Annotated in this window: 9 protein-coding genes; 7 read left to right on the forward strand and 2 right to left on the reverse strand. The window is 72.3% G+C overall.

Translation table 11 applies throughout. The annotated features are described in order from the left end of the window. Positions 1 to 13 precede the first annotated feature (13 nt). Positions 14 to 511: a PaaI family thioesterase gene (locus D7318_RS28645; protein ID WP_120700143.1), complete on the reverse strand. Its 498-nt coding sequence runs from the start codon at positions 509 to 511 to the stop codon at positions 14 to 16. A 24-nt stretch (positions 512 to 535) separates the two neighbouring features. After that, a complete protein-coding gene (locus tag D7318_RS28650; RefSeq protein WP_120700144.1) occupies positions 536 to 2,818 on the reverse strand; it encodes an FdhF/YdeP family oxidoreductase in 2,283 nt (760 codons plus the stop codon). A 58-nt stretch (positions 2,819 to 2,876) separates the two neighbouring features. Here D7318_RS28650 and polA point away from each other — a divergent pair, with 58 nt between their 5' ends. The 7 genes from polA to D7318_RS28685 all read left to right on the forward strand — a co-directional run. Next, complete coding sequence (gene polA, locus D7318_RS28655) at positions 2,877 to 5,579, forward strand: DNA polymerase I (protein ID WP_408055547.1); 2,703 nt, start codon at positions 2,877 to 2,879, stop codon at positions 5,577 to 5,579. Positions 5,580 to 6,222: 643 nt separating this feature from the next. Next, positions 6,223 to 7,659 carry a lytic transglycosylase domain-containing protein gene (locus D7318_RS28660; RefSeq protein ID WP_408055548.1) on the forward strand — a complete coding sequence of 479 codons (1,437 nt, stop codon included), beginning with the start codon at positions 6,223 to 6,225 and terminating at the stop codon, positions 7,657 to 7,659. Between the two features lie 404 nt (positions 7,660 to 8,063). Beyond that, on the forward strand, positions 8,064 to 9,569 hold the full coding sequence (gene rpsA, locus D7318_RS28665) for a 30S ribosomal protein S1 (protein WP_120700146.1): 1,506 nt from the start codon (positions 8,064 to 8,066) through the stop codon (positions 9,567 to 9,569). Positions 9,570 to 9,744: 175 nt separating this feature from the next. Beyond that, positions 9,745 to 10,695 (forward strand): proteasome assembly chaperone family protein, encoded by a 951-nt coding sequence (locus tag D7318_RS28670; RefSeq protein WP_120700157.1) that lies wholly within the window; start codon positions 9,745 to 9,747, stop codon positions 10,693 to 10,695. Between the two features lie 10 nt (positions 10,696 to 10,705). After that, positions 10,706 to 11,302 (forward strand): dephospho-CoA kinase, encoded by a 597-nt coding sequence (gene coaE, locus D7318_RS28675; protein ID WP_120700147.1) that lies wholly within the window; start codon positions 10,706 to 10,708, stop codon positions 11,300 to 11,302. Positions 11,303 to 11,330: 28 nt separating this feature from the next. Continuing rightward, complete coding sequence (locus D7318_RS28680; RefSeq protein ID WP_147437850.1) at positions 11,331 to 11,690, forward strand: hypothetical protein; 360 nt, start codon at positions 11,331 to 11,333, stop codon at positions 11,688 to 11,690. A 72-nt stretch (positions 11,691 to 11,762) separates the two neighbouring features. After that, positions 11,763 to 12,733, forward strand: a 971-nt coding sequence (locus D7318_RS28685; RefSeq protein ID WP_120700149.1) for an IS701 family transposase, incomplete at its 3' end; no start/stop codon positions are given.

Raw genomic sequence — 12,733 nt, forward strand, 5'->3', positions numbered from 1 at the left:
CGGGCCCTCGGGGTCAGGACGCGGGCGCCGCGTCGCCGGGGTCGGCCGCCCGCGGGCTGACGGCGGGGCGCAGGGCGCAGGTCAGGCGGGCGGTGCAGACGCGCTTGCCCGCCTCGTCCGTGATGGTGATGTCGTACGTCGCCGAGGTGCGCCCGGTGTGCGCGGGCGTGGCCACGCCCGTCACCAGACCCGAGCGGACGGCGCGGTGGTGCGTGCAGTTGAGGTCCACGCCCATGGCGACCTTGTTCGGCCCGGCGTGCAGCATCGCGCCCACCGAGCCCAGCGTCTCGGCGAGCACCGCCGAAGCGCCGCCGTGCAGCAGCCCGTACGGCTGTGTGTTGCCCTCGACCGGCAGGGTGCCGATCACCTTCTCCGGCGATGCCTCGAGCACGGAGACGCCCATCCGCTCGCCGAGCGACCCGGCGGAGAAGAGCGCGGCCACGTCGAGGCCGAGCCCGGCCCACTGATCGACGACGTGCGGCGGGAAGTGCGTCGTGATGCGGTCACCCATGGACAGCGTTGTATCAGGGCCGCCTCACCGCTCGGGCGCCGGGGTGAGCCGGACGACGATCGACTTGCTCGCGGGGGTGTTGCTCACGTCGGCGGTCGCGTCGAGCGGGACCAGCACGTTCGTCTCGGGGTAGTACGCCGCCGCGCAGCCGCGCGCGGTGGGGTAGCGCACGACGCGGAAGCCGGGCGCGGTGCGCTCCGAGCCGTCGGTCCACTCGCTGGTGATGTCGACGTACGCGCCGTCGGCCAGGCCGAGTGCGTCGGCGTCGGCGGGGTTGACCAGGACGACGCGGCGGCCGCCCGTGATGCCGCGGTAGCGGTCGTCGAGGCCGTAGATCGTGGTGTTGTACTGGTCGTGCGAGCGCAGCGTCTGGAGCAGCAGGCGCCCCTCGGGCACCTCGGGGCTGGTCACCTGGGCGGCGGTGAACATCGCCTTGCCCGTCGCGGTCGGGAACGTCCGCTCGTCGCGCGGCGCGTGGGGCAGCGCGAAGCCGCCAGGGTGGGAGACGCGTTCCTCGAAGTCGGCGAAGCCGGGGATCACCCGGGCGATGCGGGCCCGTACGGCGCGGTAGTCGCGCTCGAACTCCTCCCACGGCGTGGCGCTCTTCTCGCCGAGCACCCTGCGGGCCAGGCGGCACACGATCGCGGGCTCGGACAGCAGCTGCGGCCCCGCGGGCTTCAGCCGCCCGCGCGAGGCGTGCACGATGCCCATCGAGTCCTCGACCGTCACGAACTGCGGCCCCGCGGCCTGCACATCGCGCTCGGTGCGGCCCAGCGCTGGCAGGATCAGCGCCCTCGCGCCCGTGACGCAGTGCGAGCGGTTCAGCTTGGTGGAGACGTGCACGGTCAGCCGCGCCTTGCGCATCGCGTCCTCGGTGACGGCCGTGTCGGGGCTGGCCGCGACGAAGTTGCCGCCCATCGCGAAGAAGACCTTGGCGTCGCCGTCGCGCAGCGCGCGGATGGCCTCCACGACGTCGAACCCCGGCTCGCGCGGCGGATCGATGCCGAACTCCGCGCCCAGCGCGTCGAGGAACGCCCCGGCGGGCTTCTCGGTGATGCCCATCGTCCGGTCGCCCTGGACGTTGCTGTGCCCCCGCACGGGGCAGACCCCGGCCCCTGGACGGCCGATGTTCCCGCGCAGCAGGAGGAAGTTGACGACCTCCTTGATGGTGTCGACGGCGTGCTTGTGCTGGGTCAGGCCCATCGCCCAGCAGACGATGACGCGCCGCGAGGCGAGCACCATGGCCAGGGCGCGCTCGATGTCGGTGCGCGACAGGCCCGTCGCGCGCCTGGCCTCCTCGGAGTCGGTCGCGCGCGCGACCGCGGAGAACGCGTCGAAGCCGTGCGTGTGGCGGCGGATGAACGGCGCGTCGATGGCGCCGCCGCGGTTGATGATCAGCTTGTTGAGCAGCCGGAAGAGCGCCTGGTCGCCGCCCAGCCTGATCTGGAGGAAGAGGTCGGTCAACGGGGTGCCGCCGCCGGCGAGGCCGCGCGGGGTCTGGGGGTTCCTGAAGCGTTCGAGCCCGGCCTCGGGCAGGGGGTTGACCGTGATGATCCTCGCCCCCGAGGCCTTCGCCTTCTCCAGCGCGGTCAGCATCCGCGGGTGGTTGGTGCCGGGGTTCTGCCCGGCGACGATGATCAGGTCGGCCTGGTACAGGTCGTCGAGCAGCACGCTGCCCTTGCCGACGCCCAGCGTCTCGGTGAGCGCGGCGCCCGATGACTCGTGGCACAGGTTGGAGCAGTCGGGCAGGTTGTTGGTGCCGAACTCGCGGGCGAACAGCTGGTAGAGGAACGCCGCCTCGTTGCTCGTGCGGCCCGAGGTGTAGAAGACGGCCTGGTCGGGGTGGGGCAGCCCGCGCAGCTCGTCGGCGATCAGGTCGAACGCCGCGTCCCAGCCGATCGGCTCGTACCTGTCCCCGCCCTCGGGAAGGTACATCGGGTGGGTCAGGCGCCCCTGCTGCCCCAGCCAGTACCCGGAGCGGCGCGCGAGGTCGTCCACCGGGTGCTCGGCGAAGAACGCGGGCGTGACGCGGCGCAGCGTCGCCTCCTCGGCGACGGCCTTGGCGCCGTTCTCGCAGAACTCGGCGGCGTGCGGCTTGCCGGGCTCGGGCCACGCGCAGCCGGGACAGTCGAAGCCCCCGTGCTGGTTGACGCGCAGGAGGGTGAGCGCGGTCCGCCTGACGCCCATCTGCCGCTGGGCGTTCTTCATGGCGTGCCCGATCGCGGCAGGTCCGGCGGCCGTGTTCAGCGGCTCCGAGACCGAGGGGGCGTCCTGGACAGGATCGGAGGCGGGCGGCTTGGCAGACATGGGCCGATCGTCGCACGGACGGCGGGCTCTGTCAGTGGTCCGTGGCAGGATCGGGAACGTGGCTGAGAACGCATCGCAGACGACCACCGCGCCCCGCCTCCTCCTGCTGGACGGACATTCGTTGGCGTACCGGGCATTTTTCGCGTTGCCCGCGGAGAACTTCACGACGACGGTCGGCCAGCCGACGAACGCGATCTACGGATTCACGTCGATGCTGGCGAACACCCTTCGTGACGAGGCGCCCACGCACCTCGCGGTCGCGTTCGACGTCTCGCGCGTGACATGGCGCTCCGAGCGGTACGCGGAGTACAAGGCGACGCGTTCGGCGACCCCCGAGGACTTCAAGGGGCAGGTCGAGCTGATCGGCGAGCTGCTCGACGCGATGCGGGTGCGGCGGTTCGCGGTCGACGGCTTCGAGGCGGACGACGTCATCGCCACGCTCGCCACGCGCGCGGCCGACGAGGGCTTCCAGGTCTCCGTCGTCACGGGCGACCGGGACGCGTTCCAGCTGGTGAGCGACCAGGTCACGGTGCTCTACCCGACCAAGGGCGTCTCGGAGCTGACGCGCTTCACCCCGGAGAAGGTCGAGGAGAAGTACGGCCTGACGCCCACGAGATACCCCGACTTCGCGGCGCTGCGCGGCGACCCGTCGGACAACCTCCCCGGCATCCCCGGCGTCGGCGAGAAGACGGCGGCCAAGTGGATCAAGCAGTTCGGGTCGCTCGCCGAGCTGGTGGACCGCGCCGACGAGGTGAAGGGCAAGGCCGGGGAGAATCTCCGGGCCCATCTCGCCTCCGTCACGCTGAATCGCGAGCTGACCGAGCTGGCCCGCGACGTGGACCTCGGCTGCGACCCGGCGGACCTGATCAGGACGCCGTACGACGTGGACGCGGTCACGGTGCTGCTCGACACCCTCGAATTCCGGAACGCAAGCCTGCGCGAGCGGCTCTTCGCCGTCGACCCGGGCGCCCAGCAGGAGGAGGCCGTCGCGCTGCTCGCCGGGCCCGAGGTGGCCGGAGTCGTGCTGGGCGCGGGGGAGTTGGGCGCCTGGCTCGAGGCGGCGCGCGGGCCGCTCGGGATGGCCGTCGAGGACGACTGGAAGCTGGGCGCGGGCAGCGTGCACGCCGTCGCCCTGGCCACCGCGGACGGGCCCGCGGCGTGGTTCGACCCGGCGGCGCTCGACGCCGAGGACGAGGCGGCGTTCGCCCGCTGGGCCGCCGACCCGGAGCGCCCCAAGGTCCTGCACAACGCCAAGGGCGTGCAGCGGGTGTTCGCCGAGCACGGCTGGTCGGTCGCGGGCGTCACGATGTGCACCGCGCTGGCCGCGTATCTCGTCCAGCCGGGCCGCCGCTCGTTCGCGCTCGACGCGCTGAGCGTGGAGTTCCTCGGCCGCGAGCTCGACGCGCCCGCCGACGCCAGCGGCCAGCTGGCCTTCGGCGCGGACGACGCCGCGCAGGCCGACGCCCTGATGCGGCAGGCCAGGACCGTGGTGGACCTGGGCGAGCTGTTCCGCGAGCGGCTCGCCGACGTGGGCGCCACCGCGCTGCTCGACGACCTCGAGCTGCCGACCTCCGCGCTGCTCGCCCGCATGGAGCGCTCGGGGATCGCGGCCGACCTGGCGTGGCTCGAGCGCCTCGAGCAGCAGTTCGCCGCGGCGGTCCAGCAGGCCGTCGCCGAGGCGCACGCCTCCGTGGGCCACGAGTTCAACCTCGGCTCGCCCAAGCAGCTCCAGGAGGTGCTCTTCGGCGAGCTCGGCCTGCCGAAGACCAAGCGCACCAAGACGGGCTACACCACCGACGCCGACGCGTTGACCTGGCTGGCCGCGCAGACCGAGCACGAGCTGCCGGTCATCATGCTGCGCCACCGCGAGCAGGCGAGGCTGCGCACCACCGTCGAGGGGCTGATCAAGACCATCGCCCCCGACGGGCGGATCCACACGACGTTCCAGCAGACCGTGGCCGCCACGGGCCGCCTGTCGTCCACCGACCCGAACCTCCAGAACATCCCGGTCCGCATCGACGAGGGCCGCGCCATCCGCCGCGGCTTCGTCGTCGGCGAGGGCTTCGAGTCCCTGCTGACGGCGGACTACAGCCAGATCGAGCTGCGCGTGATGGCGCATCTCTCCGAGGACAAGGGCCTGATCGAGGCGTTCACCTCGGGCGAGGACCTGCACACCACGGTGGCCTCCCAGGTGTTCTCGGTCGGCAAGGACCAGGTGGACGCCGAGATGCGGCGCAAGATCAAGGCCATGAGCTACGGCCTGGCGTACGGGCTCTCCGCGTTCGGCCTCTCCCAGCAGCTGACCATCCCCGCAGACGAGTCCCGCAAGCTGATGGACACCTACTTCGAGCGGTTCGGCGGGGTGCGCGACTATCTCCAGCGCGTGGTCAAGGAGGCCGCCGCCATCGGCTACACCGAGACCCTGCTGGGTCGCCGCCGCTATCTGCCCGACCTGACGAGCACCAACAGGCAGCGCCGCGAGATGGCCGAGCGCATGGCGCTCAACGCCCCGATCCAGGGCACCGCGGCCGACATCGTGAAGATCGCCATGCTTCGTGTGGACGACGCCCTGACCCGCGAGGGGCTGGCCACCCGGCTCCTCCTCCAGGTGCACGACGAGATCGTGCTCGAGGTCGCCCCGGGGGAGCGGGAGCGCGTGGAGGAGGTCGTGCGCCGCGAGATGACCGGCGCGGTCACCCTGCGCGCCCCCCTGGACGTCTCGATCGGCTCGGGCTCCACCTGGGAGTCCGCCGCACACTAGGCCCTGCCCGGGCGGGCTTCGGGGACCACCCCGCGCCGTGGGATGCGCTGCTCCCCCGAACCCTCGGTGGGCGGTACCCCCACGAGCGCGCCCCTCCGGGGCGGGTGGTGTGCCCTGCGAGGGCAGGCCCCCTCCGGGGCGGGTGGTGCCCCCGCGGGCAGGACCCTCCGGGGCCGGGAAGCCGCCCGACGGGCGTGTGCCTCCGGGGTCTGGGGGTGCCTCCACGGGCGTCCCCCTCCAGGGCTGGGGGTGCCCCCACGGGCGGGTTTCTCGGAGGGCGTGGGGGTGCCTCCACGGGCTGGACCCTCTGGTGCCGGGGGCCCGCCGATGGGCGGGTTTCTCGGGGGCTGGGTGTGCCCTGCGAGGGCAGGCCCTTCCGGGGGCGGGGGCCCCCGACGGGCGTCCCCCTCCAGGGCCGGGAGGTGCCCCCGCGGGCAGGCCCCTTCCGGGGAGGATCGCAGCTCGTACGGTGGGAGGTACCTCCCGGACGGAGTCCGGGGTGGGGGTACCTGCCCGGAGGGCATCGCTCTTCGCCCAACCGCCACACTGGCGACACCGGCATGTCCTGGCCCCCGAACGCACCGGTGTCGTACTGTCGTTCCGGTCGATGGAGACGCCGGACCGCAGATGGAGGGGAACGCGCGTGGGGTTGCGTAGCGTCAGGATCCGCAAGGGCATTTCCGGTTCGGCGGTGGCCGCCGCCGCGATGGCGGCGCTGACCGCGTCGCAGGCGCCCGACCTGCTGGGCGGCGACAGCGCGGGCGCGAGCGAGCCGCCCGAGCGGCGGCCGTCCGCGGAGGAGCCGGACATCGCGGGACCCGAGCTGCCTCCGGAGCTGCCCTACCACACGGACCTCCCGCCCCTGGACACGGTGGGTCCTGGCCAGGGCGGCGGCGGTGACGACGACCCGTCACTCGGCCCCTCGGAGGCGGGCATTCCCGCCACCGTGCTCGACGCCTACCGCAGGGCCGAGGCGACGCTCGCCGACACCACCCCAGGGTGCAACCTCGACTGGCGCGTGCTGGCCGCGATCGGCAAGGTCGAGTCGGGCCACGCCCGCGGCGGCGCCGTCGACGCCGACGGCACCACCACGACGCCGATCCTCGGCCCCGTCCTCGACGGGAACGGCTTCGCGCGGATCCACGACACGGACAACGGCCGCTGGGACAGCGACGTGGTCTACGACCGCGCGGTCGGCCCGATGCAGTTCATCCCGTCCACGTGGGCCCGTTGGGGCGCCGACGGGAACGGCGACGGCGACGCGAACCCCAACAACGTCTACGACGCCACCCTCGCCGCCGGGAACTACCTGTGCCACTCCGACCGTGACCTCTCCCGCTCGGACGACCTCGACCGGGCGTTGTTGAGCTACAACCACTCGTGGGACTACGTGCGGACGGTGCGGGCCTGGCTCGACTTCTACCGCGACGAGGCCCACGAGGTGCCCGACGGCCGCGGCTCGCTGCCCGACAGCCCCGGCGCGGGCAGCGGCGACCCGGCGGGCAGCGGCGACGGCGGCCGGGACGAGCGCCCGGACGACGACCTGCCTTCCCCCTCCCCCTCCCCGAAGCCGCCGGTCGACGAGGAGGGTTCGGTCACCCCCGTCCCGCCGGACGACGACCCGGAGGAGCCCGAGGAGCCCGAGGAGCCGCAGAACCCCGAGGAGCCGGAGGAGCCGCAGAACCCCGAGGAGCCGGAGGAGCCGCAGAACCCCGAGGAGCCGGAGGAGCCGGAGGAGCCCGAAGAGCCCGAGGAGCCGGAAGAGCCCGAGGAGCCGCAGGATCCCGAGTGCCCCGAGGACCCGGAGAGCCCCGAGGACCCCGAGAGCCCGGAGGCCCCGGGCGAGGAGACCGGCGAGCCCACCCCTTCGCCTTCGCCCACGGATCCGACGGACGACCCCACGGACGACCCCACGGACCCGACCGACCCGGGTGACGACGAGGGCGAGGACGGGGACGACTGCTCCGGCGAGGAGGAGCCCGAGGACCCCGAGGATCCTGAGGCGGCCCCCGAGGAGCCCGAGGCCACGGAGACCCCCGAGCCCACGCCGAGCGCGACACTCACCCGCCGCGCCGTCTGAGACGGCGGTCGGGAGGCGAGCACCACCCCCACCTGCGGCCGGGCGGCCATCCGCCCGGCCGCGGGCGCGTTCACGGCGGGATGTACGCGAGGGATCACACAGCGCTCGCCGAACGGACACCCGACAGAAGTGCCAGATTTGGCCCGATAGGGCCCCTGGTGGGGCGAACCGCGCATTGACCCTGCTGGGATGCCGCCGTATGCTATAAGACGCGCTGCGGGCCTGCGCGCTTCAGACAGAGCAGGCCGCGCTCGCATCTGTTGTATGTCCCCTCGGTTGTCGAGGCGCTTCCGGTCACGGACTAGTCGGAGAGCGCTTCTCAGGCCCTCCGGCTTCGGCAGTGCGATACGGGCTCTCGGCGTAGCAGTGCCTACGAACATGTCCGTACCGGAGCCCTTTACCACATGACGAGCAGCACCGAGACCACCGTGACCACCCCGCAGGTTGCGGTCAACGACATCGGTTCCGAGGAAGCCTTCCTCGCCGCGATCGACGAGACGATCAAGTACTTCAACGACGGCGACATCGTCGACGGCGTCATCGTGAAGGTCGACCGGGACGAGGTCCTGCTCGACATCGGTTACAAGACCGAGGGCGTCATCCCCTCGCGCGAGCTGTCGATCAAGCACGACGTCGACCCCAACGAGGTCGTCGCCGTCGGCGACGAGATCGAGGCCCTCGTCCTCCAGAAGGAGGACAAGGAAGGCCGCCTGATCCTCTCCAAGAAGCGCGCCCAGTACGAGCGCGCCTGGGGCACCATCGAGAAGATCAAGGACGAGGACGGCATCGTCACCGGCACGGTGATCGAGGTCGTCAAGGGCGGTCTGATCCTCGACATCGGCCTGCGCGGCTTCCTGCCCGCCTCGCTGGTCGAGATGCGCCGGGTCCGCGACCTCCAGCCGTATGTCGGCAAGGAGCTCGAGGCCAAGATCATCGAGCTCGACAAGAACCGCAACAACGTCGTCCTGTCCCGCCGCGCCTGGCTGGAGCAGACCCAGAGCGAGGTCCGCCAGACCTTCCTCACCACCCTCCAGAAGGGCCAGGTGCGCTCCGGCGTCGTCTCCTCCATCGTCAACTTCGGCGCGTTCGTGGACCTGGGCGGCGTGGACGGCCTCGTGCACGTCTCCGAGCTGTCCTGGAAGCACATCGACCACCCCTCCGAGGTCGTCGAGGTCGGCCAGGAGGTCACGGTCGAGGTCCTCGACGTGGACATGGACCGCGAGCGCGTCTCCCTGTCGCTCAAGGCGACCCAGGAAGACCCGTGGCAGCAGTTCGCCAGGACGCACCAGATCGGCCAGGTCGTCCCCGGCAAGGTCACCAAGCTGGTGCCGTTCGGCGCGTTCGTCCGGGTGGACGAGGGCATCGAGGGCCTGGTCCACATCTCCGAGCTGGCCGAGCGCCACGTGGAGATCCCGGAGCAGGTCGTCCAGGTCAACGACGAGATCTTCGTCAAGGTCATCGACATCGACCTGGAGCGTCGCCGGATCAGCCTCTCGCTGAAGCAGGCGAACGAGAACTTCGGCCCTGACCCCATGTCGGTCGAGTTCGACCCGACCCTGTACGGCATGGCCGCGTCCTACGACGACCAGGGCAACTACATCTACCCCGAGGGCTTCGACCCCGAGGCGAACGACTGGCTGCCCGGGTACGAGAAGCAGCGCGAGGAGTGGGAGCGCCAGTACGCGGAGGCGCAGCAGCGCTTCGAGCAGCACCAGGCGCAGGTCATCAAGTCCCGCGAGGCGGACGCGCAGGCCGAGGCCGAGGCGTCGGGCGGTGGCGGTGGCGCCGCTCCGTCGGGTGGTTCCGGCGGCGGTTCGTACTCCTCGCCCCAGTCGGACGACTCGGGTGCGCTGGCCTCCGACGAGGCGCTCGCCGCGCTGAGGGAGAAGCTGGCCGGCGGCCAGAGCTGAGCCGAAGGCCCACCGCGATCGCGCGGTGGACGATATGACGACCGGGGTCCGCTCCCTTCGGGGGGCGGGCCCCGGTCGGTTGTCCGCCCGGAGTGACCGCGCTCAGGGGGAATGCCCATCCGGTACGGTGCGTTGGCCTGTGCATACGCGAAACAGCGGAAGGGGTGCGGTGACGGTGCGCGATCCGCAGGAGTTGTACGCATGGGATCCCGAGGGGCTGGCCGAGGTCGACGCGATCATGGGGCCTGGCATCGCCGGGGGTCCGGTGCTCATCTACCACTTCGAGGGCTTCATCGACGCCGGTGAGACCGGTGGCCAGCTGGTGGAGCAGCTGCTGGACGCCCGTTCCTCCACGACTGTGGCGCGTTTCGACCACGACCGGCTGGTGGACTACCGGGCCAGGCGCCCTGGCATGACCTTCCGCCGCGACCGATGGACGCACTACGAGGCGCCCGAGCTGAGCGTGCGCCTGGTCCGCGACGCCACGCACCAGCCGTTCCTCGTCCTGTCGGGGCCCGAGCCCGACGTGGAGTGGGAGGCGTTCTCCGAGGCGGTCTGCGAGATCGCGCGGCGGCTGCGGGTGCGCCTTGGCGTCACGTCGCACGGCATCCCGATGGGCGTGCCGCACACCCGCCCCGTGGGGCTGACCCCCCACGGGAACCGAGCCGATCTGGTGCGCGGCCACCGCGGCCTGTTCGACGAGGCGCAGGTGCCGGGCAGCGCGGCGGCGCTGGTGGAGCTGCGGATGATCGAGGCGGGATTCGACGTGTTCGGCATCGCCGCCCATGTCCCGCACTACATCGCGCGCTCGCGTTACCCCGACGCCGCGCTCGTGGTCCTGGAGGCCATCACAGGTGCCACCGGGCTCGTCCTCCCCGAGGCCGCGCACGCGCTGCGCAGCCGCGCCATGAGGACGCAGAACGAGATCGAACGCGAGCTGGCCGAGGGCGACTCCGAGCTGGTGGCCGTGGTGCGCGGCCTCGAGCAGCAGTACGACGCGATCGCGGGGGCGGCCACCCGCGGCAACCTCGTGGCCGAGCCGACCGAGCTGCCGTCGGCGGACGAGCTGGGCGAGGTGTTCGAGCGGTTCCTGGCCGAGCACGAGGACGGCGACGGCGACCGGTAGCCTGCGGCCCATGGTGACTGTGGGACTGACCGGCGGCATCGGCGCGGGCAAGAGTGAGGCCGTGCGGCTGCTGGCCGAGCGCGGGGCCGTGGTCGTGGACTCCGACCGGATCGCCCGCGAGGTGGTCGAGCCTGGCACCGAGGGCCTCGCCGCGGTGGCGGCGGAGTTCGGGCCCGAGATCCTCACGGCGGAGGGGCGCCTCGACCGCGAGCGGCTCGGCCGCATTGTCTTCGGCGACCCGGGGCGCCGCGCGAAGCTCAACGCCATCGTGCACCCCCTGGTCGCCCGCCGCTCCGCCGAGCTGACCGCGGCGGCCCCGCACGACGCGGTGGTCGTCCACGACGTGCCGCTGCTCGCCGAGAACGGGCTGGCGGGGCGTTACGACGTGGTGGTCGTGGTGGACGCGTCCACCGAGACGCGCCTCGACCGCCTCACGCGCCTGCGCGGCATGACGGAGGAGGACGCCCGCGCCCGCATGGCGGCCCAGGCCACGCGCGAGGAGCGCCTCGCGGTCGCGGACCACGTCCTGCGCAATGACGGCACGGTGGACGACCTGGCCGCCCAGATCGACCCGCTGTGGCGGCGATTGTCCGAACAACGCCCCTGAGACGGGGAGTTGCCGCTACCGTGGAGGCATGGATGTCGCAGCCGCTCTTGCCCTGGTGACCGCGGCGGCCGGGGGCGCCGCCACCGCCGCCGGGGGTGCCGCGTGGGAGTCCCTGATGGCGCTGGCCCGGCGCGTGACCGGGCGCGCGGAGCCCGAGCCGGTGGATCCGGCGGACGACGCGGCCGTGCGGGAGCTGAGGGCGCGCCTTCGCGCCCATGCCGCGCGGGACGCGGCGTTCGCCGACGACCTGCGCCGCTGGGCCGATGAGCACCGGGCGGTGCTGACGGTGTCGCAGAGCCGCACGGAGAATGTGATCTCGGGTCAGGCCCAGGTGACCAACGCCGTGCAGGCGGACACGATCAACGGCAACATCTCGTTCGGCCGTTGAGCACTAGTAGTGCTTGGTCAGGTTCACTCGGTGGTGGCGTGTCCGGTTGAGTGACTGTGTCGTTGGTCGGGTGTGACGCCTGAGGAGCTGGCTGAAGCCCGGTGCCGTCTGGAGGACTTCGCGGAGGATGTGTTCGAGCCGTTCGCGCGGGCGGATCAGCGTCGGTGGGGCGGTGTCTATCTGCGGGGTCTGCTGCTGGATGGGCAGCGGAAGTCGGTGGAGCCGATGGCCGCACGGCTGGGTGAGGACGGTAACCGGCAGGCACTGGCCCACTTCGTCACCTCCAGCCCCTGGGATCCGGCACACGTGAGGGCCCGGCTGGCCTGGAAGATGCAGCCGGTCATCCAGCCGACCGCGTTGATCATCGATGACACCGGGTTCCTCAAGGACGGGGATGCGTCGGTGTGCGTGTCGCGGCAGTACACCGGCACCGCCGGCAAGGTCACCAACTGCCAGGCGGGCGTCTCGCTGCACCTGGCCAGCGACCGCGCGTCGGCTGCGGTCAACTGGCGGCTGTTCCTGCCCAGGACATGGGACCCAGCCGCGCCGGAGGCCGACCCGGGCAAGGTGGCCCGCCGCGAGCGGTGCGGCGTCCCGCCGGACGTCGGTCATGTCGAGAAGTGGCAGCTGGCCCTGGACATGGTGGACGAGACGCGGTCATGGGGTATCGAGGTCCCGCTTGTCGTCGCGGACGCCGGATACGGAGACGCCGCCGCCTTCCGTCTCGGCCTGGAACAGCGGGGAAGGGTCTACGTCGTGGGTGTCTCCACGACGGCTACCGCCCACCGGGCCGACGCCCGGCCGCAGACCCCGCCCTACAGCGGTCGTGGCAGGCGCCCCGTGGCGGCCTACCCCGACCCGCCTCAGGGCGTGAAGCAGCTGGTCATCGAGGCTGGACGGAAGAAGGCACGGCCGGTGCAGTGGCGCGAGGGATCCCGCCGGGGCACCGGCCGCAGCGGGTTCAAACGCATGCACTCCCGCTTCGTGGCCCTCCGGGTTCGTCCCGCCGGACGCGAGATCCGCAAAGCCGTCGACGGCCCGGA

The organism is Streptomyces radicis (assembly GCF_003626575.1).
Lineage (GTDB): Bacteria > Actinomycetota > Actinomycetes > Streptomycetales > Streptomycetaceae > Streptomyces > Streptomyces radicis.